This is a genomic window from Streptomyces sp. Root1310, from assembly GCF_001426425.1.
In the GTDB taxonomy this organism is placed as follows: domain Bacteria; phylum Actinomycetota; class Actinomycetes; order Streptomycetales; family Streptomycetaceae; genus Streptomyces.
The window spans coordinates 170315-193540 of the sequence record NZ_LMEQ01000005.1; the positions used below are offsets into that span (position 1 = coordinate 170315).

A 23226-nucleotide genomic window follows, 5' to 3' on the forward strand; every position below is an offset into this window, starting at 1 on the left:
CCCGCAGGGAGGAACGACATGGCTCTCGTCACCCGCCGCAGAGTGCTCACCGGCTTCGGCGCCACCGCCGCCGCGGTGCTCGCCCCGCCCGTCGGCAGCGCGTTCGCCGACGGACACCGGCGCGGCCCCCGCCCGCTGTGGCGCGCCCACGCCCACAACGACTACGAGCATCCGCGCCCGCTCCTCGACGCCCTCGATCACCGCTTCGGCAGCGTCGAGGCCGACATCTTCCTCGTCGACGGCGAACTCCTCGTCGCCCACTCGGCGGACCGGCTCGACCCCACCCGCACCCTGGAGTCGCTCTACCTCGCCCCGCTCGCCGCCCGCGTGAAAGCCCACCGCGGATCGGTGTACCGGGGTTACCGGCAGCCCCTTCAGCTGCTCATCGACATCAAGACCGAGGGCTCCTCGGCCTATCTCGCACTCGACCGGCAACTCCAGCGCCACAAGGGCCTGTTCACCACCTACGCGCACGGTCGCGTCCACCCCGGAGCGGTGACCGCCGTCATCTCCGGTGACCGCGCGGCCCGTACGCCCATGGAGGCCCAGACCGTCCGGCGGGCGTTCTACGACGGCCGACTGGCCGACCTCGGCACCTCCGAGTCCTCGTTCGCCTCGCTGATCAGCGACAACTGGACGCTCAACTTCACCTGGTCCGGCGTCGGAGCCTTCCCCGAGGCGGAACGGCAGAGGCTGCGGACCATCGTCGGCGCGGCCCACGCGCGCGGGCAGCAGGTGCGGTTCTGGGCCACGCCCGATCTCGCGGGACCCGCCCGGGACGCGCTGTGGGCCGAACTCCTCGCCGCCGGTGTCGACTACCTCAACACGGACGACCTGGCGGGCCTGGAGGCGTTCCTCGACTCCCGCCGGACGGCGTAGCGGCCCTCGTCTGACACCACTCGTTCGGCGGACAGGTCAGCCGCACGGACGAACCCTCCCTTAGGCCACACTTGCCGCCGAACGCCGTGAAAGCGGACGCGTCGGAGGAGGTTGACGGTGGCCATTTCGATTTCCGCGGTGCTGTTGCTGCTGGTCCTGGCGGTGATCTTCACGCGCAACGGCGGACTGAAGGTCTCGCACGGTCTCGTCTGCCTGCTGCTCGGGTTCCTCCTGGCAGGCACCGGCGTGGCCCCCACCATCCACAGTGGCCTCACGGCGACGGCCGACATCGTCGGCAGCCTTCGACCGTGAGGCCGCTGCTGGGTCTCGCCCATGACCCGGGCGACTACTTGGTGAAGACCCCGATGCCGTTCGCCACGGGTCGCTCGTAGCCGTCGGACGGGTGGTTGCGGACCGTCACCTTCGTCGAGCCCGCGGGACGGGCCACCAGGGTCGACGAGCCGCCGCCGTCCAGGCTGAAGCCCTCGGTCGCGCCGAGGCTCCTCAGGGCATTGGCGACCTCGGCGATCGTCAGCCCCTTGCGGTAGGCGGTGGCCCCGTCCAGCGCGAACAGGTACACCCGCTTACCGCCGTTGCCGATGCCCACGGCCGTACGCACCGCCGAGACCGACGTGTCCAGGCCGGACAGCGGCTTGGCGGCCGACAGGATCGGGTAGCCGCCCACGGCGAAGCTGTACGCGGACTTCGACGCGGCCGTCAGCCCGTAGCGCACCGCCACCGCCTGGCCCTTGACGAGCTTCTTCAGGCGCGCCGCGCCCGCCTCCCGCCCGACGAGGACCGTGGTGCCGGTCGTGATGGTGCCGCTGCCGGGCGCGGTCGACGTCGACACCACCCGCCCCTTCTTCACGATCACCTCGTAGGTGCTGGTGCTGCACGCCGCGGCCCGTTCGGTGTCGGTGCCGCAGGTGGCCCGCATGCGCGAGACGCTGCCCCAGTCCGAGGTGTACGCGCCGATGGAGTTCTCCGCCAGCGCGTACTGGTTGACGCCGCCCAACGGCAGCCGCCGCCCGAGGACGCTGACCGTTCCGTTGAGGGACAGACTGTCCAGCCGGGCCTTGCCGTCGGTGCCCACACCGACCACGGCCTTGGTGTTCGTGCCCGGCGGCAGCGCCGGCCCGAACCGCTGACCGTTCGGGACCGCGCCCTTGAGCGCCTTCCCGTTCACGACCGCCGGCCCCACGCTCGCGCCGGTCGCCGCGACGCCTGGGTGCTGCGTCTCGCTGATGTTGAAGAAGTCGCCGTTGATACCGGCGACGGCCTTCTGGCTGTTCGCCAGCGAGGAGATCGCCGAGCGGGACGCGACCGCCCCCGGATACAGCAGCCCGAGGCGTACATGGGTGTTGGCGAGATCGACGCTGAGCACATGCACATGCGTCGTTCCGGCGGCCGCCGACAGGTCGTACTGTCGGTACGTCACACCGGCCGCCACGGTGGTCCAGGTCGCGGCGCCGGCCGGAGCCGCCCCCGCGAGCGCCGCCCCGGCCATCGTGCCGAGCGCGACGAGCAGCGTCACCGGCTTTCTGCGCACCCCGAACCGCTTCTGATGTCGTGTCACAGACCCCCCTGGGTAGTTTGGGCCGCAACTTTCTCATGACCTGCGGGAACTCCCGCCAGGGGGGTGGACGGGAAGACCACGGGAACGGGTGAGGAATCGCACGATTCCGGGTGCTTGCACGGCGGTTCGGCCGCGCCGCCCGGCGCCTTGTGCTAGTCGGCCGCCCGAGCGGTCGTACCCGGGGCGGCGTAGCCGTGCACGGACACCGTCCGGGTCGGACCCCACTGCTGGTCGGCGGTGCCGAGGAGCCGCCAGCCGAGCCGCTCGTAGAAGGACACGGCGGGGTCGCCGGCCACCACGTCCAGGACCGGGTGCAGATCCCGGGCGCGTGCCGCCCCGACCGCCCGTGCCAGGAGGGCCGCGCCGACGCCGTGGCCGCGGGCCTCGGGGGAGACGTACAGCCGGCTGATCACCGCGGGCGCAGCCCGGCCGTCCCACAGGCTCGCCGAAAGGTCCGCCTCCCCGGCACCGCACAGACCGACATGCCCGAGGATCCGCCCGTCCCGCTCGGCCACCCACGCCGCGAGCAGGGCGGCCGGCGTCAGCCAGGCGGCGGGCCGCTCGGGCAGATCGACCGGGTAGCCGCTGTGCGTGTGCACCAGCGTGAGCACGGCGACACAGCCGTCCAGGTCGGCGGGGAGCCGGGGGCGGACCCGGGGCCGGATCCGGAGGTGAGGGGATCCGGCGGGCTCAGTCGTCATCGCCGCGCACCTGGCCGTCGTACCCGGCGAACGGGGTGAAATGGGCCGGGGCGTGATCGATCGGCAGGTCCGGGCGCCAGACGGTGAGGGACTGGGCGCTGCACACGAACAGGGACGGCGGCAGCCGGTCCAGGGAGTACCAGCGCCAGTCGCCGACGCTCTCGCCGGGCTGGTCGGCCGGCTCGCCCGCCCAGTCGGTGACGACGGCGCCGACGGTCATCCGCACGACACCCTCCACCCGGTCGAGCAGGGTGCCGAGCAGGCGTACCTTCGACGGGTCCGCCCGCAGCCCGGTCTCCTCGCGCAACTCCCGTACCACCGTCTCCTGGAGCGACTCCCCGGGTTCCACCGTGCCTCCGGGGAGCTCCCAGGTGCCCCGGCGATGACGACCCAGGAGCAGCCCCCGGGGCCCGTACAGGATGGCGCCGACACCGATCGCCGCGTGTGCGACGGGCGGGAGGCCGGTACGGGGCCGGGCCGAGACGCGCACGGGGCGCCGGGCCCGGAGGACGCGATAGGCGGCGGGGTTTGCGGGGTCCGGCGATGTCACCGGTACCACGTCCTCCAGGCGCAGCCCGTGTTCGGCTAGCAGGCCCCGCCACTGGTCGGTGGTGGGCACCCACATCCGGACCGTCGTCTCGCCGCCACCCGCGAACCGCAGGGTCTCGGGCCGCGCCACCAGATCCGAAGTGGGGCCCTCTCCGGCGGAGTTGGTGTGGAGCACGGAGAAACACAGGGTTCCGCCGGGAGCGAGCGCGGCCGCCAGGGCGGGGAACAGCCGCCGGGGGTCGATGAACGGGACGGCGTTGACGGAGTAGATCACGTCGTACGGCCGTGCGGTACGCAGGTGCTCGACGGCGTCGGCACGGAGCAGCCGCAGGCCGGGCAGCGAGCCGTACCGGTCCCGGGCCCGCTCGATCTGGCCCGGCGCCAGATCGACCGCGTCGACCGTGGCCCCGTGCGCGCGGACGAGCCGGGCGGCGTGCCGGGCCGGACCGCAGCCGAGGTCCAGGACGCGCCGGCCCGCCAGTTCCCCGAGGAAGGCCTCGTCCGGCCCGGCGCCCGGGAAGCCCCAGTCGATCCGCTCCGCCTCGGCCAGGACCGTGCCGCGCCGCAAGTGGTGTGTGGCGTAGGCCTGCCAGGCGTCGGCGTTGACGGACTCCGGGCCGTCGGGGGCGGCGGGACGGGGCATGGGCGGTCCTCCACGGGTGGGGCGGTCGGCGCGCGTCGGGCGAGACGATTCTTACCGGACCCGGCACCGGGCAACCGGCGCGTGCCCAGGTCGCGCCGGTGGACCCGCGCGGGCGGCCCGGTGCCGGGACTCCGGCCCGTCCGCCGGCCCGCGGGGACGGCGGTCGCAGCACTAGTGCACCGGGTGCTTGCTCAGGATGGACACCCGGTTGAAGGCGTTGATGGTGACGGCCACCCAGATCACCGCCGCCGTCTGGTCCTCGGTGAGAACCTCCACGGCGTCGGCGTACGCGGCCTCCTGCGCGGCGGTGTCGGACAGCACGGTGGTCGCCTCGGCGAGCGCCAGGGCGGCGCGCTCCAGCGGGCTGAAGAGGTCGGTGTCCCGCCAGGCCGCCAGGACACCCAGCCGCCGGGTGTCCTCACCGGCGCGCACCGCGGCCCTGGTGTGTACGTCGAGGCAGAACGCGCAGCCGTTGAGCTGCGACACGCGCAGGTTGATCAGTTCCACGACGGTGCGCTCCAGGCCGGCGTCGGCGGCGGTCGCCCGCACGGCCTCGGACGTCTGGACCAGCGCGTGGTAGGCCTTCGGGCTCTGCTTGTCTATGAAGATCCGTCGAGTCATAGTTGAATATCAAACCATTCATGGGTCGGAACCGCGGGTACCGCAAACACCCACGGTGAGCAGGGCCGAGGCATCCACCCCGCGAGACGTCCGCGGGGCCGCCCCCGGCGACGACCGTACGACGGACGCCGCCGCGGCGTACGCGCGGCCTCCTGCGTGCGGTGAGGGCGCCGACCTCCCCGTACACGCACCACCCGCCCGAGCCCCCTCGTCCCTCCCTCCCCGGCCGGACCCCCGCGACTCCGAGCTGATGCGCCAGTGGTTCGACGCCACGGGAGCGGTGGTCATGGGCCGGCCGACGCAGGGCTCATGGGCCGGACGACGCAGGGCTATGACCTGGCCTTGACCAGACCGGCGTCGTACGCCGTGATCACGGCCTGGACGCGGTCACGGGCACCGATCTTGGCGAGCACGCGGCCGACGTGCTTCTTGACGGTGGACTCGGTGAGGACGAGGTGCTCGGCGATCTCGGTGTTGGTCCAGCCCTGGCCGATGGCGACCAGGACCTCGCGTTCACGGTCGCTGAGGGTCCGCAGCCGGGGGTCCTCGGCCGCGGGGGCGTCGGCGGGCGCGAGGACCCGGTGGGCGTAGGCGTCCAGCAGACGGCGGGTCAGGCGGGGGGCCACGACCGCGTCGCCGGTGGCCACGGCGCGGATGCCGGCGACGAGTTCCTCGGGGCGGGCGTCCTTGAGCAGGAACCCGCCCGCGCCGGCCCGCAGGCCTTCGTAGGCGTACTCGTCGAGGTCGAAGGTGGTCACGATGAGGACGCGGGTGCGGCCGCCCGCCGCGACGATGCGGCGGGTGGCCTCCAGGCCGTCCATGCCGGGCATGCGGATGTCCATGAGGACGACGTCCGGGCGCAGTTGCGCGGCCAGGCGGACCGCCTCGGCGCCGTGCTCGGCCTCGCCGACCGGTTCCAGGCCGGGGGTCCCTTCGAGGAGCATGCGGACACCCATGCGCTGGAGGGGCTGGTCGTCCGCGATCAGAACGGTGGTCATGACGGTTGCTCTCCCGGGGCCGGTGGAGTGGGTGCGGGGGGTACGTCGAGCACGACGTCCACCAGCCAGCCGTGGCCGGTCTCGCGCGGCCCGACGAGGACGCTGCCGCCGTACATCTCGGCCCGCTGACGGATACCGACGAGACCGTGCCCGGGGCCGTCGGCCGCCGCTGCCGTCTGCGTGCGTACGGGTGCGCCGGGGGGTGTGCCGGTGTCGGCGACCTTGATCCGCACGGAGCCGGCCTCGGCGGTGACCGTGACCTCGGCGACGGACCGTGTACCGGCGTGCTTGAGGGTGTTGGTGAGGGCTTCCTGGACGATGCGGTACACGGTGAGCTGGACCCCGCCGCTCAGGGGGTCGAGATCGCCCACGGTCCGGTACGTCACCGCGAGTCCTGCCGCGCGGACCCGGTTCAGCAGCGGGTCCAGGTCGTGGATGCCGGGCTGCGGGCTGAGCGGCCGTTCGCCGTCCCGCTCCTCGCGCAGGACGCCCAGCACGCGGCGCAGTTCGCTCATGGCCTGGCGGCCGGTGTCGCCGAGGATGCGCAGGGCGTCGGCGGACCGCTCGCCCCGGTTGGCCGCGAGGACCGCCGCGCCGTCGGCGACGCTGACCATGACGGAGAGGTTGTGGCCGACGATGTCGTGCATCTCGCGGGCGACCCGCGAGCGTTCGGCGGCGGCGGTGAGCCGCAGGCGCTGCTCCTGCTCGACCTCCAGGCGCCGGGCACGGTCCTCCAGGGCCTCCAGATACATCCCGCGGATGCGCAGGGTCAGTCCGACGGCCACGGCGGCGGTCATCGTGCCCAGCAGGAAGAAGCCGCCGAGCACCGGATGTTCGATCGGCACCAGGACGAAGACGGCCAGCAGCAGTTCGCCGACGGTCAGTCCGACAGCCCAGCCCAGCACGCGCAGCGAGCCGTTCCGGGCCAGGGTGTACAGGGCGATGAGCGCCCCGATGCCGGTCGGCAGCCAGACGCCCAGCGACCACTGGACCAGGGACACCGACGCGATCACGAAGTACGTGACGGCGGGGGCCCTGCGGCGCCACCACAGCGGGACGACGAGCGCGGCGACCAGGGCGAACAGGACGCCGGACGAGAGCCGGTCGCGGGCGTCCGCGTCCCCGAAGGGCGAGTCGCCGTTGCCCCGGAGCAGCTCGGGCAGGGTGATGGCCACGACGATCACCACCACGGCGGTGTCGAGCAGCCACGGGTGCCGGCGGTCCAGCCGCTGCCGCCGGCTCTGGTCGCGCAGCAGCCGGCCCAGCAGCGGATGCGCCCAGACGGCCTCGAAGCCGGGGGAGGGCGGGGCCGCCCGCTCGGTGTCCCTGGCGGCTGCCGGACGGTACGGACTCATGGACACCATTGTCCCCGTCGTCCTCACGCCCCGGTCAGGCGTCGGTCCTGGTGAGCCGGTAGGCCGCCCCGGCGAGGGCCAGTGCCACCCAGCCGGCGAACACCGCGAGCCCCGCCCCGGGTGACAGGGCGTCCGAGGACTGGTGCAGGGCGTAGACGGCCGAGCCCGCGTTGCTGGGGAAGTACGGGCTGAGGGTGTCGTACCAGGAGTCGGGCAGCAGTGACGCCAGGCCCGGCAGGATCAGCAGAACACCGACCAGGGCGGCGATGGCACCGGCGGAGGAGCGCAGCAGCATGCCCAGAGCCACCCCGAAGACGGCGACCAGCCCGAGGTAGAGGCCCGCGCCGGCCAGGCTCCGCAGGACGCCGTCGTCGGCCAGGGACAGCGCGATCTTCTCGCCGTCCAGGCCGGGCGTGCCGAGCTGGAACGCGGCCAGTGCGCCGAGGGTGGTGAGGACCAGCGCGATCGGGCCGATCACGGCGGCCTTCGACCACAGGACGGGCAGTCGGCGCGGCACCGCGGCGAGCGTCGAGCGGATCATGCCGGTGCTGTACTCGCCCGCGGCCAGCAGCACACCGAGGACGCCGACGGCCAGCTGTGCGAAGGACACGCCCGTCAGGGCCAGACCGACCGCGTCGCTGTCACCGGAGCCCGAGCCGGGCCCGGGGGGCCCACCCGACGCCACGGCGTCGGCGCTGTAGGTGTAACCGGCGATCGTCCCGAAGAGGACCAGCAGGAACACGGCGACACCCAGGGTGATCCAACTGGAGCGCAACGACCAGAACTTGGCCCACTCCGAGCGCAGCACCCGCGCGCCGGTCACCTTGTACGGCGAGGGCGTGGCGGGCGCCGTGGGGTCAGGCGCCGCGGAGAGGTCGGGACGCCGGTTGCGGCGCGATGCGAGGGCGGGCATCAGGCGGCCTTTCGTTCGGTGTCGGCCGGACCGCTCTGGTACTCGACGACATCGCGGGTGAGGTCCATGAACGCCGCCTCCAGGGAGACGGCGCGCGGGGTGAGCTCGTACAACGCCACCCCGTGCTGCGCGGCGATCGCCCCGATCTCTCGGGCGTCGCGACCGCTGACCAGCAGCTCCTCGGCGGAGGAGGAGCTGATCGTGACGTCCGGGCCGGCCAGCAGCGAGCGCAGCCGCACGGCCTCGGCCGCGGCCACCTTCACACCGCCGCCCCCGGCCTCCCGGGTGAAGTCGTCGACCGTGGTGTCCGCGAGCAGCCTGCCCCGGCCGATGATCACCAGATGGTCGGCGATCAGGGCGGTCTCGCTCATCAGGTGCGAGGAGAGCATCACGGCCCGGCCCTCGTCGGCGAGTCCGCGCAGCAGGTTGCGCACCCACAGCACGCCCTCGGGGTCGAGGCCGTTGACCGGTTCGTCGAGCATCACGATCGCCGGATCGCCCAGGAGCGCGGAGGCGATACCGAGCCGCTGGCCCATGCCGAGCGAGAAGGCGCCCACCCGCTTGTCGGCCACGCTGGTCAGCCCGGCCAGCTCGATGACCTCGTCCACCCGGCGGCGCGGGATGCCGTGGGTGTGCGCGAGCGCCGTCAGATGGTTGACCGCGCTGCGCCCCGGGTGGACGGACCTGGCCTCCAGCAGGGAGCCGATCTCGTGCAGGGGCGCGGCGTGCTCGGCATAGGAGCGGCCGTTGACGGTGACCGAGCCCCTGGTGGGGGAGTCCAGCCCGATGATCATGCGCATGGTGGTGGACTTGCCCGCGCCGTTGGGGCCGAGGAATCCGGTCACCTCACCCGGCTTCACCGTGAAGCTCAGGTGGTCGACCACCGTCTTGTCCCCGTACCGCTTCGTCAGCTCGCGCGCTTCGATCATGGGAGTGGGCCTTTCCTGCCTCGAACCAGGCCGCGGCCACGACCGCGGTGCTGCCTTCGAAACTAGGAGCACGGCAGACCCGGTCCATGGGCCCCCGGGGGAATCTTCGAGCGGCCACTGGTACCGGGGTACCACTGATCGATGATTCGCTCCATGTGGCGATCATCGCCCGTCCGGCTCTCCCGCGCGTCGGCCGACGGCGGACATGCGTCGCGGGGCGTCAGCCTTCGGTGGGGGTCACGGGGTTCGCGGGGTTCGCGGGGACGGACGTCGCGGCCAGCGTGGCCAGTTCCTCCGCGGTGCGGGGGCCGGTCGAGGAAGCTGTCAACAGGCCTTGGGAACGGAGGAGTTGGCCTGCGGCGACCCCCCAGGGCAGCCGCAGGCCCGCCTGCCGGAGGAGGTCCGTGCGGGCGAGGGTGGTGGCGGCCGGTCCGGTGCGCGCGCCGGACGGGGTGAGCAGGGTCGCGTCGTCCGCCCAGCGCAGCGCCAGGTCGACGTCGTGGGTGGCCATGACCACGGTCGTGCCCGACTCGCGCAGGCGGCCGAGGGTCGCCAGCAGCCGTTCCTGGCCGTCGGGGTCGAGCCCCGCGGTCGGTTCGTCGAGGATCAGCACCCGGGGCCGCATCGCGACGGCGCCGGCGATCGCTGTGCGCTTGCGCTGGCCGTAGGAGAGCAGATGGGTGGGCCGGTCGGCCAGGGCGGTGATGTCCAGGGCCGCCAGCGCCTCCTCGATCCGGGCCCTCACCTCGGTGTCGGACAGGCCGAGATTCAGCGGTCCGAACGACACGTCCTGGGCGACGGACGCGGCGAACAGCTGGTCGTCCGGATCCTGGACCACCAGCTGCACGGTCGTACGCAGCCGGGTCAGCCCCTTGCGGTCGTACGTCACCGGGCGCCCCTCGACTCTCAACTCGCCCTCGCCCGGACGCAGTCCACCGCTCAGCAGCCGCATCAGCGTGGTCTTGCCGCTGCCGTTGCGGCCCAGCAGGGCGAGCGCGCGCCCCGCGTGGACCTCGAAGTCCAGGCCGCTGAGCACGGCCGGGCCGTCCTCGTAGGCGAAGGAGGCGCCCCGCAGGGCGACCAGTGCGGGCTCGCTCATCACAGCGGCCTTTCCAGTACGGATCGCAGTACGAAGGTGAGGGCGACCAGGGCCGCGAGGAGGGCTGCGCTGGCCGCCGTGAAGCGGACGGAGATCCGGGCCTGCGGCACCAGGACGCGCAGGGTGCCGTCGTAGCCGCGCCCGGCCAGCCCGTCCTGCAGGCGCGCCGCCCGGTCGAAGGCGCGGACGAACGCGGTGGCGCCGAGCCCGGCCAGCGAACGCCACTCCGCGGCCCGGGTGGTGTGCCCGAGCCGGGCCGCCTGCGCTTCCCGGATCCGGCGCACGGAGTCGAGCAGCAGGAAGCTCATGCGGTACGTCACCAGCGCGACGTCCACGACGGGCGCGGGCACCCCGGCCCTGACCAGGCGGGGCAGCAGGTCGGACATCGGGGTGGTGAACGCGAGGAGGAGGACACCGAGGGAGGCCGCCGAGGTGCGCAGCAGCAGCTCCCCGGCGCGCACCGGACCGCCGTCGGCCAGGGCCACGAACCGGTCCGGGCCGCCGACCTGCACCAGCAGGGTGAGGGCACCGGTCGCACAGAAGCCCAGCGGTACCCGGTAGGCGCGCCACAGCCGCCGGCCCGGCACCCCCGCGGGCCCCAGCAGGACGACGAGTGCCGTCACCAGGACCAGGGCCGCGCCGGGCCAGGGCGGCAGGGAGATGGCGAGCACGGTGAGGCCGAGTCCCAGCACGGCCTTGTCCACGGGATGGCGACGGCGCCAGCGAGAGCTGTGCGCCGCCGCGTCGATCGGCAGCACGCGGGCTCAGGTCCGTTCGGGAGTGGACGACTCGGAGGCGCTCTCGGAGCGGTGGGAGCTCGCGGAGTTCGCGGTGCCCTGCGCCGCGGTCCTCGTCGTCGTCGAGGTCGTCGTCGAAGGCGTCGCCGTGGTGGAAGGCGTCGTCGTCGCCGTCGTCGAAGTATGCGGCGTTGTCGGGGTCGTCGCCGTCGAGGTCGTCGATGGTGTGGTGTCCCGCTGTGCCAGGGCCCGGAGTTCGCCCTGCCGCCGTCCCCGGTGCAGACCGAAGTAGTAGGCGAGGACCCCCGCGCCGAGGGCCGCCTGGAGGGCGAACAGCGCCGACTCGATGTCGCCGGACGGCGGCTCGTACAGGGGCGAGAACCAGGGTTCGTAGTCCGGCCGGATCTCGGTGATCGCCGTCTCCGCCTCCGCGTCGGCGCCCGTGAACGGCTCCTCCTTGTGGTCGCCGAGCCCGAGGGCCAGCGGCAGGACGGCCAGCGCGGCCACCACGAACAGCAGCAGGGCGTTGATCTTCGCGTTACGGCTCACCGGGCCACCGCCTCGGTCTCGGCACCGGAGTTGGTCCGGCCGCCGGTCACGAGCACGCCCAGCCTGGTCAGTTCACCCTTGCTGGACTGGGTCAGCAGCCGCATCACGAACACCGTGAGGAGCCCCTCGCTGACCGCGAGCGGGAGCTGGGTCACGGCGAAGATGGAGCCGAACTTGCCGAGCGCGCCCAGGAATCCGCTGCCCGGGTCCGGGAAGGCGAGCGCCAGCTGCACGCTGGTGACGCAGTAGGTGGACAGGTCGGCCACGAACGCGCCGAAGAACACCGTGACCATCAGCGGCACGGAGAACCGCCGCAGCAGCCGGTAGACCGCGTATCCGGCCCAGGGGCCGACGACGGCCATCGAGAAGACGTTGGCGCCGAGCGTCGTCAGGCCGCCGTGGGCGAGCAACAGCGCCTGGAAGAGCAGGGTGATGGTGCCCAGCACCGCCATGATCGGCGGCCGGAACAGGATGGCGCCGAGCCCCGTGCCGGTGGGGTGTGAGCAACTCCCGGTCACCGAAGGAAGTTTCAGCGCGGACAGGACGAACGTGAAGGCCCCGGAGGCGCCGAGGAGCAGGGTGCTCTCGGGGTGCTCCCTGACCTCACGGGTGAGTGACCGTACTCCGTGGACGACGAATGGCGCGGATGCGACGCCCCAGGCGATCGCATGCGCCGGAGGCAGAAAACCCTCGGCTATGTGCATGGCTGAGCAGACCCTCTCCAGCACCTCGTGGATGGTTGACGTGCCTTGGCCGGTCTCCTGGCTCACGGGTACCACCGCCCGTGCTCCGCCTTCCCGGGTCCCGAGGACCCAGTGGCTGCCCGCGAGGGCCGGAGCCGGACTTCCCGATCACAGTGGCGAGGGCCGCACCGGCATCACACCGGATTTCCCGTTCACCAAGGCGTGGTGACAGTAGTGCCCACACAGACGCGCTGACAAGCGGCGATGCGGGGCGCGAGGACGGCGGACGACGGCTCACCCCGGCGCACGGCCGCCGTCCGCGGGCTCGACGAAATGCCGGGTCCGCACGGTCGGCGTAGGGTCCGCCGTAGGGGTGACGGCCCTCGGTGCCCGGGGGCATGCCCGTCGTTCGGCGAGCGCCCCCTGCGCTGCGGGGAAGGTGAGAGTGTGCCGGATGCTGCCGCTGCCGGGTCGGGTGGGGGCTGGGGTCCGGAGTCCCTGGACAAGGTCCTGGCCGAGGGCATGAAGGAGACCGTCGCGTCCGTGACCGCCGTGTATCTGCCGGCGGCCGACGAGCCGGTGCTGCGGCTCGCGGTACTGGGCGGTCTCCCCTGGGAGATCTCCCTGCCCTGGGCGCGAGTGGCGCTGACGGCCGCGTCGCCGGTGTCCGACGCCGTGCGGGAGCGACGCCTGGTGTGGGTCGGCGGCGCGGAGGAGATGGCCCGCCGCTATCCGCGTCTGTCGCTCGTCGTGCCGTACCGCTTCTCGCTGGCCGCCGCCCCGATCACCACTGGCGAGGAGGTCTGGGGCGGGTTGGTGCTCCACTGGCCCGCCTCGCACCCCCCGCAGCTGAGCGTGCGCGAACGCGAGGCCGTGACCGGCCTCTGCGTCCGTCTGGCCCGGTTCCTGGGACGGGCGGCCGCCGACGGACACCCCGTACGGGCCGGCGGGGTGCCACGGGTGCTGCCGCCGCTCCGGGCCCGGCCGGCCGAAGCCGCGCAGGCGCAGTCCGCCGTCGAATTCGCCGAGCGGTTCCCCGGCGGGTGCTGCTCGCTGGACGTGGACGGCCGCATCACCTTCGCGACCACCACGGCCGCCCGGCTGCTCGGCTCCGCCGTGCCCGACCTGCTCGGCACCAAGCCCTGGGAGGCGCTGCCCTGGCTCGACGACCCGATCGCCGAGGACAGCTACCGGGCGGCCATGATCAGCCGCGAACCGACCTCCTTCACCACCCTGCGGCCGCCGGACCAGTGGCTGACCTTCCGGCTGCACCCGGACGCCTCCGGCATCAGCGTGTACATCGCCCCCACCCACTCGGCGCACGCCCATGCCCCGCTCACCGGCCCACCGCGGCCGCATCCGACGGCCGCCGCCACGCCTGGCCGGGCCGCCACCCTCTACCACCTGATGCACCTGGCCGCCACGCTCACCGAGGCCGTCGGGGTCCGGGACGTGGTCGACCAGGTCGCCGAACAGCTTCCGTCCGCCTTCGGCGCCAGGGCCCTGGCCCTGATGACCGCGGACGACGGCCGGCTGCGGATCATCGGCTACCGCGGCTACCCCGCCGAACTCATGCGGCGTTTCGACGCCGTTCCGCTCACCTCCGACACTCCCGCCGTGCACACCCTGACCACCGGCGTTCCGGGCTTCTTCGCCACCTTCGCCGATCTCCGACGCGCCTATCCCCCCGCGGTCCTCCAGGACGGCATGGCCGCCTGGGCCTTCCTGCCCCTGATCACCTCCGGACGCCCCGTCGGCTCCCTGGTGCTCGCCTACGACCGGCCCCGCCCCTTCCTTCCGGAGGAGCGGGCCGTCCTCACCTCCACCGCCGGGCTGATCGCGCAGGCGCTGGACCGGGCCCGTCTCTACGACACCCAGCACCGGCTCGTCCACGACCTCCAGGCCGTTCTGCTGCCCCACACCCTGCCCCGGGTCCCGGGCCTGGAGGTGGCCGCCCGCTACCTCCCCGCCACCCGCGGCATGGACATCGGCGGTGACTTCTACGACCTCATCCGCCTCGACGGCACCACGGCCGCCGCCACCATCGGTGACGTCCAGGGGCACAACGTCAACGCGGCGGCGCTCATGGGGCAGGTCCGCACCGCCGTCCACGCCAACGCCGGCGCGCCCCCCGACGAGGTCCTCGCCCGCACCAACCGTCTGCTCACCGACCTCGACCCCGGCCTGTTCACCAGCTGCCTCTACGTGCATCTCGACCTGGCCGCGCACCTCGCGTGCCTGGCCGCCGCCGGCCACCCGCCGCCGTTGCTGCGCCACCCCGACGGCCGCACCGAGGTCCTCCGGATGCCGCCCGGGCTCCTGCTGGGCATCGAGCCGGACGCCTCGTACACGTCGACCGAGATACCGCTGCCTCCCGGTTCGGTCCTGGCCCTGTACACCGACGGCATGGTCGAAGCCCCGGGCATCGACATCGACGATGCCGTGGACGCCCTCGCCCGCGAACTCGGCCGTGCCGGGCCGGGCTCCATGGACGCACTCGCCGACGCCCTCGTCCGGCACGCCCGCCGCTCGACCCCGCGCAGCGACGACATCGCCCTCCTCCTCATTCATCCCACCTGATATGCAATTCAACTAATTTCACCGCGTGGTGCGCGCCGGGACCCTTGCCCTCTGTCCCGCCGCCCCCTGTCCCGCCGCCCCCTGTCCCGCCGTCCCCCTCTGCCGCCGCCTCTCGCGTCGCCTCGTCGCAGGCCGCACCGGACGCCCTCCGCGGCGCCCCACCGCCGTACCGCCCGGTGGGAACATGTGTCCGATGTCCGACAGCGCTCGCACCGAACGGGGAGACCATGACCGGCCCGCACTCGCCCGAGCCGTTTCTCGACGGATTCGACCGGATCCTGGCGGACGCCGCGCCCACGGGCCGTCGGCTGACCCGCGACGAGATCGAGTCCCGGCGGGCCCTCGGCGCGCAGGCGGCCGAGGCGGGCCGTGGCTGGCGGGGTCTCGTCCGCGCGCACCTCGCGGCCGGCCGTGAGGTCCGTCCGCGAGGCGCCGATCCCGACAGCGTCCTCGCGGTCGTCGAAGAAGCCGTGGACGCCTTCGCCGACGGCTACGAGCGCGCGCAGCGGCTGGTGGTCCGCAAGGAGGAGGCGGCCCGCCGCGAGTTCATCGACGACCTGCTCCACGGGCGCGGGCCCGCCTGCCGGCTCGCCGCGCGCGCGGAACGGTTCGGGTTACGGCTGTCCCGCGCCCACGCGGTCGCGGTGGCCGAGGGTCCGGACAAGTACGACGAGACCGACCCCGTTCCCCGGCAGGTGGGGGACGAGCTGTTCGGCCGCTTCGAGAACCGCCACATCCTGTTCACCACCAAGGACGGCCGGATGGTGTGCATCGCCCCCGCCGACCAGGACGAGGTCCTCACCCACTTCGCCCGGCACGCCCGCGCCACCGCCGGCCGGGCCCGGGTCGCCATCGGGCGGTCCAGGCCGGGCCCGGTCGGCATCGGGCACAGCTACGAAGAGGCCCTCAACGCCCTGGACGTGGCCCAGCGCATGGACCTCGACGAGCCGCTGCTGCGCGCCGCCGACCTGCTGGTATTCCCCGTCCTGGCCCGGGACCGGCAGGCACTGGTGGACCTGGTGCAGAGCGCCCTGGGGCCGCTGGAACGGGCACGCGGCGGGGCGCAGCCCCTGCTCGACACCCTGATCGCGTACTGCGACAGCGGCTGTGTCGCCGCCGCCACCGCCCGGCGGCTCTCGCTCAGCGTGCGCGCCCTCACCTACCGGCTGGCCCGCATCCACGGCCTGACCGGCACCGACCCCACCGACCCCGCCCACCGCTACACCTTGCAGACCGCGGTCATCGGCGCCCGGCTGCTCGACTGGCCGTCAAGGCCCCTGACGTCGACCGAGGCCTCCTTCCAGCGTCCGGAGAGGCGGCGCCCGCCGGAGGAGCGGCCCTCGCGCCCCACCCCCGGCCTCGGCGAACGGGGCGACGGGAGTCCGCCCGGCGACCTGGTGGGAGAATGCGCGTCGAGGTCCACGCTGCCGTGGCGGCCGGCGTTCCGGGGGTACGGGGACCGGAAGGAAGCGTGCGGCATGATCGAGTGGGTGTTCCTCAGGGCCGGTGCCCGGCCCGTGCCCCAGCCCGTCGCCACCCCGGTCGTGTGGGCCACGGCCTTCGGCGGCGCGCTGGTCCTGGTGGCCGTGCACAACATGCTGGTGGGCTCGGACCGCCCCGGACCGGCCCTGGCCGCGCTGTCCCTGCTGGCGGCCCTGCTGGGGCTGTGCGCCCGCTTCACCGCGGCACCGGGTACGGCCGTCCTGTGCTGGCTGACCCTCAACGGCTTCGCCGTCCCGCCCGTGGGCACGCTCACCTGGGCCGGCCACCGTGACACCTTCTGGCTCGCCTGCCTGTGTGCCGCGACTCTCGTCGGCACCGTGCTCGCCCGGATCGTCCAGGCCCGTGCCGCCTACCGCCGGATCGCGGCCGAGGTGACCGCCCCGGCGACCGACCCGGACGGTGGCCCCCTCGGCGCCTGACCGTCCTCGGGACGAGGGACGGGGGTCAGGGGTCGGAGGTCAGGGGTCGGGGGAGTGGGCGAAGGGCCTTACGGCCCGACGGCCGGATCCGGGCCGTCGACGCGCTACGGAACCGACGACGGGATCCGGCCCGGCCGGCGTGATGCGGGACATACGTGTTCTGGGACATATGAACCCATCATGCGCTTTGGGTAGCTTGGGACACTTGCCCGTGCTTGCCCACTGTGTTCGACGCCGTCCCGTACGCCGCGTCGCGCAGCGGGCGGATCACCCGCCCATCATCCGTCCAGGAGACCCATGCGCCCCCGAATAGCCTACGTGCCGCCCCTCGCCCTGGCGGGCGGTGCGCTGACCGTCGGCGTCGGTGCGCTGTACCTGATCGGGCTGCTGCTCACGGGCGGTGAGATCGAGCCGGGCACGACGGTGCGGGGCGTGGACATCGGCGGCCTCAGCCGTGCGGAGGCCGTCCGCAAGCTGGACGAGCACCTGACGGCGGCCGGCTCGCGTGAGCTGGCCGTGCGGGTCGGCGACCGCGGCGCAACCGTCGACCCGCGGCAGGCCGGACTCAGCTTCGACGCCGAGCGCACGGTCGACCGGGTGACCCGCGTCGGCTCCGACCCCGTCGGCCTGGTCGGCGGGCTCCTCGGCTCGGGGGGCGACGAGGAGCAGCCGGTCGTACGCCTCGACGAGCACAAGGCCCGCACCGCTCTGACGAAGCTCGCGAAGAGCCTCGACCAGAAGGTCCGCGAGGGCACGGTCGGTTTCGCCGACGGCCGGGTCGAACAGGTCGCCCCGCACCCCGGCTACGCACTGGACGTGGACGCCGCCGTCGGCACCCTGCGGGCCTCCTTCCTGCGCGGCGAGGCGGGCGCGGTCACGGCCCTGCCCGCCCGCGAGACCCGGCCGAAGGTCACGGCGGACGAGGTGCGGCGCGCGGTGCGCGAGTTCGCGCGGCCGGCCGTGTCGGCGCCCGTCACCCTCACCACGGGCGGCAAGCGGTTCACCATCGGGCCGAAGGTGCTGGGCGAGCATCTGACGATGCGGCCCGACGGCACCGGCCGCCTGGTACCGCGGCTGGACGACAAGGGACTGCGCGCGGCCCCCTCGGTGGCCCGCCCGCTGGCCGCCGTCACCACCACCGCCGCGAACGCCGCCCTGCGACTGGACGGCGACCGGGTCGTGGTGGCCGACGACGCCCGGACCGGCGTCCAGATCACCGACAAGGCACTGGGCAAGGCCGTGCTGCCGCTGCTCACCCGGTCCGGCGGAGCGGCCCGCACGGGGGAAGTGGCCGCACGGCGGACGCAGCCGCAGCTGACCCGGGAGAGCGCCGCACGGCTGGGGCTCACCGAGAAGATGTCCTCCTTCACCGTCCACTTCGAGCCGGCCGCGTACCGCACGAAGAACATCGGGCGGGCCGCAGAGCTCATCAACGGCTCCCTCGTCATGCCGGGGAAGACCTGGAGCTTCAACCGGACCGTGGGGCAGCGCACCGAGGCCAACGGCTTCGGCGAGGGCATCATGATCCTCGACGGCGAGTTCGCCAAGGCGCCCGGCGGCGGTGTCTCGGCCATGGCCACCACCATGTTCAACGCGATGTTCTTCGCCGGGGTCAAGCCCGTGGAGTACGGCGCCCACTCCTTCTACATCGAGCGCTATCCGGAGGGCCGCGAGGCGACGGTCGCGTGGGGCAGCCTCGATCTGAGGTTCGCCAACGACTCCGGCCACGCCCTCTACATCCAGGCCGAGGCCACCGACACCTCGGTGACCGTCACGTTCCTCGGCACGCGGAAGTACGACGAGATCAAGTCGGTCACCGGGCCCCGCACCCACGTGCGGCAGCCGGAGCGGAAGGTGAGCACGGACGAGAAGTGCGTGCCGCAGACCCCGCTCGAGGGCTTCGACGTCACCGTCGACCGGGTCTTCTCCCAGGACGGCAGGGAGGTGCGGCGGGAGCCGTTCCGCACCCACTACACCCCGCGGGACGAGATCATCTGCCAAGCCCCCGCCGAGGACCCGCAGTAGGTCCGGCGGGAGCCGGGAACGCGGGTGACCTCCTGCGCATCGGAGGTCTCCGCCCGCGTCGGTGGTCCCGTCCGGCCGGGCACGCGCCACCCGATCCCTGGCGCGGCGTCACATCGCCTTCCCGGGCACCAGGAGGACGCAACGGTTCCCGCCGGGGGAGTGGCCGCGGCCGCCGCGAAGAACGCCCGTCCGCCGCCGCAGCCGCTCCTGTTCACCGGGCGGCGCCGGAGTTCCGGGTCCGGCTCGATGGCAGCCGCGCGGAGTCGGGGCGGCGGCGCACCCAGTCGAACAGCAGGACCGACCACACCGCCGCGAACGCGCACCAGGTCGAGACGAACTCCAGCCGCCACAGCGCGAAGCAGACCGCCGCGCCCACGCCGACCACCACCCCCAGGACCAGCAGCCGCCGGTCGCCGGACAGCAGCAGGGAGCCGACGGTGGCCAGGAGGTAACCCGCGACGAGCACGACCGGGTGCGGGAGACTGACCGAGTACCCGACCGTGTGGCCGCGGATCTCGGCCGTCACCGGCCCGGTGGCGACAGCGGCCGCGAGCCCCGCGGCGGTCGCGACGCCGAGCGCGAGGAGGAACGCCGGCCCGCGCCGGGCGGTCGGCGGGGCGGCGCACCATACGGCCGCCGGCACCCACACCGCCAGCAGCGGCAGCGCGATCACGGCCCAGACCACGGTGGCCGGACCGCTGCCCCCGCCCGAGTCCCAGACCACCGCCTCCACGACCTGATGAGCCCCGAGCAGCAGGGGCAGCGCGGCCAGGGGAAGATCCCGGCGGTCGCGCACCCGCGTCACGCAGGCCACCCCGACGGCCGCCACACCGCCACCCGCCACGAGATCGGCGGTCGCACTCCAACACATCACGTCACCATGGGTTCGACCGTCGTCCGCATCCGCCTCCTCGTGCGGTGCGGGCCAGGTTACGCCCCGCTCCGGAGAATCCCCGGCCGCCGGGCCGACGCCGCTGTTGGGGTGGCGCACCGACGTGTGAGGGCCCGCGTTACGCTGGTGCCGGTGAGCGGCGGACAGCGAAGGAGACCGCGGGTGGTGGACGTCTCGCGGGGAGACGACGGACTCGGGCCGGTGCGCGGCGCGGCCGTGCTGGAGGTGTGCCCGTTGTCAGGTCGGCCCGGTATCCGGGCCCGCGGCGAGATCAGCGAGATCACTCGCTCGCCCTGGGAAGAGGCGTTGGAGGGTCTGGCCCGGCAGCACGCCGACGTGTCGTATGTGGAGCTGTCGGAAGTGGCGTTCGTCGATGTGGCGGGGGTCGCGGCGCTCGCCGTCACGGCACTGGGTCTGTCCGGAGGCCGGGTGGTGGTCGAGCATCCGCCACCGCAGGTGCCGCGCGTACTGAGCCTGTTCTGGCCGGGTCTCGGCAGGATCGAGGTGGCGCCGCGATGAGCACGGTGGCAAACACGGTGGCGACCCACGAGGCGTTCGAACACCCCGCGCTGTTCTACCGCACCGAACAGGAGTACGTGGAACGGACGGTGTCCTTCGTGCAGGAGGGCCTGGACCTCGGCGAACCGGTGGCGGTCGCGGTGCCGGGACCCAACCTGGAGCTGATCAGGGCCGGACTGGGCCCGGACGCCGGGGCCGTCCGTCTGCTGGACATGACGGTGGAGGGCCGCAACCCGGGCCGGATCATTCCCGGAGTGCTGCGCGCGTTCGCCGACTCCCATCAGCGGGGGCGGGTACGGATCATCGGTGAGCCGATCTGGGCGGGCCGCAGCGCGGTCGAGTACCCGGCCTGTGCGCAGCACGAGGCGCTGATCAACGCGGCCTTCGAGGGCCGTCCGGTGACCATCCTCTGCCCGTACGACGAGGCACGCCTGGACGAGGAGGTCCTCGCCGACGCGAGGATCACCCACCCGACGATCGTGAACCGCGACAAGGAGGGCGTCAGCGACGCCTACGACTGGCGGTCCGTCGTCGCCCGCTACAACGAGGTGCTGGTGCCCGCGCCGGACGCCGCCGTGTTCCCGTTCGGCGCCGACGAGCTCTACGCGGCCCGCGCCTTCGCGGTCGAGCAGGCCGAACGGCTGGGCCTCGCCGGGCAGCGGCTGGCCGACACCGAGCTGGCGGTGGCGGAACTGACCACCAACAGCGTGGTGCACGGCGCCGGTCGGGGAACGCTCGCCCTCTGGGCCCGGGAGGGACAGGTCGTGTGCGAGGTCCGCGACGCGGGCCGGCTGTCCGATCCGCTGGCCGGCCGCAGACCGCCCGCGCGCGGTCAGATCGGCGGCCGCGGGCTGATGCTGGTCCACTACGTGGCCGACCTGGTGCGTGTGCACACCTCCGACGAGGGCACGACCATCCGCTTCTACCTCGGCAGCTGAGACTCCGTCCGGGAGCTGTCCGGGAGCCGTCCGGGAGCCGTCCGGAGCGCGTCCGAGACCCGGACGAGACTCCCGGCCGATCAGAACCGTTCCCCGTACACCCGAAGGTGTGCGGGGTCCGGCGGTCCACCGCGGCACCGGTCGGACGGGCCCCTCCCGCACCGCGACGCAGGCGGGTGAAGCCTGAGCCACCGTCACCTCCACGGGGCATGCATGAGGATCTCCGCCGTATCCGGCCGGGTCGGCGGAATCGACGCGCTGGAGGCGAGAGTGACAAAAGAACGAGCCGAAGAGACCGGCCCCCACACCATCAGGGTCCCGGTCCTCATCGTCGGCGGTTCCCTGGTGGGTCTGGCGACCTCTCTGTTCCTGGGACGACTGGGAGTACCGCACCTCCTGGTGGAGCGCCACGCGGGCACCTCCATCCATCCCCGCGGACGCGGCAACAACGTCCGCACGATGGAGCTCTTCCGGGTGGCGGAGGTGGAGCGGGCGATCCAGCAGGCCGCCGCCACCCTGGCCGACAACCACGGCATCCTGCAGGCACCCACCCTGGTCGGCGACGCGGGCGAGTGGCTGTTCCGGGACATCGACCCGGGCGGCGGCCTGGCCCGCTTCAGCCCCAGCTCCTGGTGCCTGTGCAGTCAGAACGACCTCGAGCCCGTCCTGCTCGACCACGCCCGACGCTACGGCGGCGACCTGCGCTTCCACACCGAGATGATGTCGTTCGACAGCGACGCCACCGGCGTCACCGCGGTGGTCAAGAGCCGTGAGACGGGTGAACACACCACCATCCGAGCGGACTACCTCGTCGCCGCCGACGGCCCCCGCAGCCCCGTCCGCGAGCAGCTCGGCATCGGTCAGAGCGGGCCCGGCGACCTGTTCCACAACGTCAGCCTCACCTTCCGCTCCCGCCGACTCGCCGACGTCGTGGGCGACCGCCGGTTCATCGTCTGCTACCTGACCAGCCCGGAGGCCGACGGCGCCCTGCTGCCGGTGGACAACCGCGAGAACTGGGTCTTCCACGCCCCCTGGCACCCCGAACACGGCGAGACACTCGAGGAGTTCACCGACGAGCGCTGTGTCGCGCACATCCGCCGGGCGGTCGGGGTCGCGGACCTCGACGTGGAGATCACCGGCAAGGCGCCCTGGCACGCCGCCCAGCGGGTCGCCCGCAGCTACCGGTCGGGACGGGTGTTCCTGGCCGGCGACTCGGCCCACGAGATGTCCCCCACCGGGGCCTTCGGCTCCAACACCGGTATCCAGGACGCGCACAACCTCGCCTGGAAGCTGGCCGCGGCCGTCGACGGCTGGGCGGGGGAGGCGCTGCTGGACACCTACGACGCCGAGCGCCGGCCCGTCGCCGAGGCGACCAGCGCCCGGGCCGCCGCCCGGTCGGCCGAGCACAGCCACCCCGGGTTCGCCGCGCCGCCCGCGGCCGGTGGCGGCGGCCCTCAGCGAGGCATCCTCAACGTGGCCCTCGGCTACCGCTACCCGCAGGGCGCCGTCGTCGGCGCCGACCCCGCGGTCCCGGTCGTGCCGGAGAGCCTCGACCTGACCGGCGGTCCCGGCAGCAGGGCGCCTCACCTGTGGGTCCGCCGCGGGAACGAACGGATCTCGACCCTCGACCTCTACGAGCGGACCCTGGTCCTGCTCAGCGACGCCGCTGAGCCGGGCGGATGGCACGAGGCCGCCACCCGCCTCGCCGAGGAGCTGGTCCTTCCGCTCAGGTCGTACCGGGTGGGCACGGGAGCCGACGCGGACCTGGTGCCGGAGGGCGACGCCGACTGGGCGGAGCGCCACGGCACGGTACGCGGCGGCGCCGTACTCGTGCGGCCCGACGGGTTCGTCCTGTGGCGGTCGCCGGGTCCCGAAGCGGACGCGGAGGCGACGCTGCGCCAGGTCCTGAAGACCGGGCTGGGGCTCGCCTGACCCAGCGGGCTTCACCCGTGTGAACGCCCCGAGTGGTGCCGCGGCGACGGGCGGCTGACGGTGGATCACGTCTTGGTCGGGTCAACCGAGCTGACGATGTGTCGGCTGCCCGGTCGAGACGGAAGGACCATCAGATGCGTTCTGCTCGCATGATCCTGGCCACCGCGGCGGCCTCGGCCGCCCTCG

Annotated in this window: 20 protein-coding genes, 1 pseudogene and 1 riboswitch; of the genes and pseudogenes, 8 read left to right on the forward strand and 13 right to left on the reverse strand. The window is 73.4% G+C overall.

Annotation, left to right across the window (positions count from 1 at the left end):
- The first annotated feature begins 18 nt into the window (after positions 1–18).
- Entirely contained in the window at positions 19–879 is an 861-nt protein-coding gene (locus ASD48_RS14455) for a phosphatidylinositol-specific phospholipase C/glycerophosphodiester phosphodiesterase family protein (RefSeq protein ID WP_057601986.1), read from the forward strand.
- Positions 880–996: 117 nt separating this feature from the next.
- Entirely contained in the window at positions 997–1191 is a 195-nt protein-coding gene (locus ASD48_RS14460) for a hypothetical protein (protein WP_057601987.1), read from the forward strand.
- 34 nt (positions 1192–1225) lie between these two features.
- On the opposite strand, the gene ASD48_RS14465 is transcribed toward ASD48_RS14460, so the two are convergent.
- From ASD48_RS14465 to ASD48_RS14520, 12 genes are all read right to left on the reverse strand, one after another.
- The gene (locus ASD48_RS14465) at positions 1226–2455 is read right to left on the reverse strand and encodes a phosphodiester glycosidase family protein (RefSeq protein ID WP_199875793.1); all 1230 of its coding nucleotides are present in this window, start codon (positions 2453–2455) and stop codon (positions 1226–1228) included.
- A gap of 152 nt (positions 2456–2607) precedes the next feature.
- The gene (locus tag ASD48_RS14470) at positions 2608–3156 is read right to left on the reverse strand and encodes a GNAT family N-acetyltransferase (RefSeq protein WP_057601988.1); all 549 of its coding nucleotides are present in this window, start codon (positions 3154–3156) and stop codon (positions 2608–2610) included.
- Positions 3146–4348, reverse strand: coding sequence for an NUDIX domain-containing protein (locus ASD48_RS14475; protein ID WP_057601989.1), 1203 nt, complete (start codon positions 4346–4348; stop codon positions 3146–3148). Before ASD48_RS14475 ends, ASD48_RS14470 begins: the two co-directional genes overlap by 11 nt.
- A 171-nt stretch (positions 4349–4519) precedes the next feature.
- A complete protein-coding gene (locus ASD48_RS14480) occupies positions 4520–4969 on the reverse strand; it encodes a carboxymuconolactone decarboxylase family protein (protein WP_057601990.1) in 450 nt (149 codons plus the stop codon).
- A 329-nt stretch (positions 4970–5298) separates the two neighbouring features.
- Positions 5299–5967: a response regulator transcription factor gene (locus ASD48_RS14485; protein WP_057601991.1), complete on the reverse strand. Its 669-nt coding sequence runs from the start codon at positions 5965–5967 to the stop codon at positions 5299–5301.
- Entirely contained in the window at positions 5964–7322 is a 1359-nt protein-coding gene (locus ASD48_RS14490; RefSeq protein WP_057602008.1) for a histidine kinase, read from the reverse strand. Before ASD48_RS14490 ends, ASD48_RS14485 begins: the two co-directional genes overlap by 4 nt.
- Before the next feature lie 34 nt (positions 7323–7356).
- Positions 7357–8235 (reverse strand): ABC transporter permease, encoded by an 879-nt coding sequence (locus tag ASD48_RS14495; protein ID WP_057601992.1) that lies wholly within the window; start codon positions 8233–8235, stop codon positions 7357–7359.
- Complete coding sequence (locus ASD48_RS14500; protein ID WP_057601993.1) at positions 8235–9164, reverse strand: ATP-binding cassette domain-containing protein; 930 nt, start codon at positions 9162–9164, stop codon at positions 8235–8237. The genes ASD48_RS14495 and ASD48_RS14500 overlap by 1 nt, the downstream gene beginning before the upstream one ends.
- A 220-nt stretch (positions 9165–9384) precedes the next feature.
- Positions 9385–10263, reverse strand: coding sequence for an ATP-binding cassette domain-containing protein (locus ASD48_RS14505; protein WP_057601994.1), 879 nt, complete (start codon positions 10261–10263; stop codon positions 9385–9387).
- On the reverse strand, positions 10263–11021 hold the full coding sequence (cbiQ, locus tag ASD48_RS14510) for a cobalt ECF transporter T component CbiQ (RefSeq protein ID WP_057601995.1): 759 nt from the start codon (positions 11019–11021) through the stop codon (positions 10263–10265). The genes ASD48_RS14505 and cbiQ overlap by 1 nt, the downstream gene beginning before the upstream one ends.
- A gap of 6 nt (positions 11022–11027) precedes the next feature.
- On the reverse strand, positions 11028–11549 hold the full coding sequence (locus ASD48_RS14515; RefSeq protein ID WP_057601996.1) for an energy-coupling factor ABC transporter substrate-binding protein: 522 nt from the start codon (positions 11547–11549) through the stop codon (positions 11028–11030).
- A complete protein-coding gene (locus ASD48_RS14520) occupies positions 11546–12253 on the reverse strand; it encodes an energy-coupling factor ABC transporter permease (RefSeq protein ID WP_057601997.1) in 708 nt (235 codons plus the stop codon). Before ASD48_RS14520 ends, ASD48_RS14515 begins: the two co-directional genes overlap by 4 nt.
- A 29-nt stretch (positions 12254–12282) precedes the next feature.
- A riboswitch (cobalamin riboswitch) is annotated at positions 12283–12467 on the reverse strand.
- 212 nt (positions 12468–12679) lie between these two features.
- Here ASD48_RS14520 and ASD48_RS14525 point away from each other — a divergent pair.
- The 3 genes and pseudogenes from ASD48_RS14525 to ASD48_RS14535 all read left to right on the forward strand — a co-directional run bounded on the left by ASD48_RS14525 (position 12680) and on the right by ASD48_RS14535 (position 18759).
- Positions 12680–14812 carry a SpoIIE family protein phosphatase gene (locus ASD48_RS14525; RefSeq protein WP_057601998.1) on the forward strand — a complete coding sequence of 711 codons (2133 nt, stop codon included), beginning with the start codon at positions 12680–12682 and terminating at the stop codon, positions 14810–14812.
- Between the two features lie 227 nt (positions 14813–15039).
- Positions 15040–16092 (forward strand): annotated as a pseudogene (locus ASD48_RS14530) (helix-turn-helix domain-containing protein); the annotation flags it as partial.
- Positions 16093–17031: 939 nt separating this feature from the next.
- Complete coding sequence (locus ASD48_RS14535; protein WP_057601999.1) at positions 17032–18759, forward strand: VanW family protein; 1728 nt, start codon at positions 17032–17034, stop codon at positions 18757–18759.
- Positions 18760–18970: 211 nt separating this feature from the next.
- Here ASD48_RS14535 and ASD48_RS14540 read toward each other — a convergent pair whose 3' ends face one another.
- Complete coding sequence (locus ASD48_RS14540; protein ID WP_057602009.1) at positions 18971–19630, reverse strand: DUF6629 family protein; 660 nt, start codon at positions 19628–19630, stop codon at positions 18971–18973.
- A gap of 183 nt (positions 19631–19813) precedes the next feature.
- On the opposite strand from ASD48_RS14540, the gene ASD48_RS14545 reads away from it, so the two are divergent.
- The 3 genes from ASD48_RS14545 (at position 19814) to ASD48_RS14555 (ending at position 23040) form a co-directional block, all read left to right on the forward strand.
- Positions 19814–20170, forward strand: coding sequence for an STAS domain-containing protein (locus ASD48_RS14545; protein WP_079073755.1), 357 nt, complete (start codon positions 19814–19816; stop codon positions 20168–20170).
- Positions 20167–21108, forward strand: coding sequence for an anti-sigma factor RsbA family regulatory protein (locus ASD48_RS14550; protein ID WP_057602000.1), 942 nt, complete (start codon positions 20167–20169; stop codon positions 21106–21108). The genes ASD48_RS14545 and ASD48_RS14550 overlap by 4 nt, the downstream gene beginning before the upstream one ends.
- 213 nt (positions 21109–21321) lie before the next feature.
- On the forward strand, positions 21322–23040 hold the full coding sequence (locus tag ASD48_RS14555; RefSeq protein WP_242432590.1) for an FAD-dependent monooxygenase: 1719 nt from the start codon (positions 21322–21324) through the stop codon (positions 23038–23040).
- Positions 23041–23226 lie beyond the last annotated feature (186 nt).

What these genes read in the sequence shown, in the direction of transcription:
- ASD48_RS14455 (WP_057601986.1), top strand. Translation starts at nt 19, where the DNA reads ATGGCTCTCGTCACCCGCCGCAGAGTGCTCACCGGCTTCGGCGCCACC.
- ASD48_RS14470 (WP_057601988.1), bottom strand. Translation starts at nt 3,156, where the DNA reads ATGACGACTGAGCCCGCCGGATCCCCTCACCTCCGGATCCGGCCCCGG.
- ASD48_RS14475 (WP_057601989.1), bottom strand. Translation starts at nt 4,348, where the DNA reads ATGCCCCGTCCCGCCGCCCCCGACGGCCCGGAGTCCGTCAACGCCGAC.
- ASD48_RS14480 (WP_057601990.1), bottom strand. Translation starts at nt 4,969, where the DNA reads ATGACTCGACGGATCTTCATAGACAAGCAGAGCCCGAAGGCCTACCAC.
- ASD48_RS14485 (WP_057601991.1), bottom strand. Translation starts at nt 5,967, where the DNA reads ATGACCACCGTTCTGATCGCGGACGACCAGCCCCTCCAGCGCATGGGT.
- ASD48_RS14490 (WP_057602008.1), bottom strand. Translation starts at nt 7,322, where the DNA reads ATGAGTCCGTACCGTCCGGCAGCCGCCAGGGACACCGAGCGGGCGGCC.
- ASD48_RS14495 (WP_057601992.1), bottom strand. Translation starts at nt 8,235, where the DNA reads ATGCCCGCCCTCGCATCGCGCCGCAACCGGCGTCCCGACCTCTCCGCG.
- ASD48_RS14500 (WP_057601993.1), bottom strand. Translation starts at nt 9,164, where the DNA reads ATGATCGAAGCGCGCGAGCTGACGAAGCGGTACGGGGACAAGACGGTG.
- ASD48_RS14505 (WP_057601994.1), bottom strand. Translation starts at nt 10,263, where the DNA reads ATGAGCGAGCCCGCACTGGTCGCCCTGCGGGGCGCCTCCTTCGCCTAC.
- ASD48_RS14520 (WP_057601997.1), bottom strand. Translation starts at nt 12,253, where the DNA reads ATGCACATAGCCGAGGGTTTTCTGCCTCCGGCGCATGCGATCGCCTGG.
- ASD48_RS14535 (WP_057601999.1), top strand. Translation starts at nt 17,032, where the DNA reads ATGCGCCCCCGAATAGCCTACGTGCCGCCCCTCGCCCTGGCGGGCGGT.
- ASD48_RS14540 (WP_057602009.1), bottom strand. Translation starts at nt 19,630, where the DNA reads ATGTGTTGGAGTGCGACCGCCGATCTCGTGGCGGGTGGCGGTGTGGCG.
- ASD48_RS14550 (WP_057602000.1), top strand. Translation starts at nt 20,167, where the DNA reads ATGAGCACGGTGGCAAACACGGTGGCGACCCACGAGGCGTTCGAACAC.
- ASD48_RS14555 (WP_242432590.1), top strand. Translation starts at nt 21,322, where the DNA reads ATGAGGATCTCCGCCGTATCCGGCCGGGTCGGCGGAATCGACGCGCTG.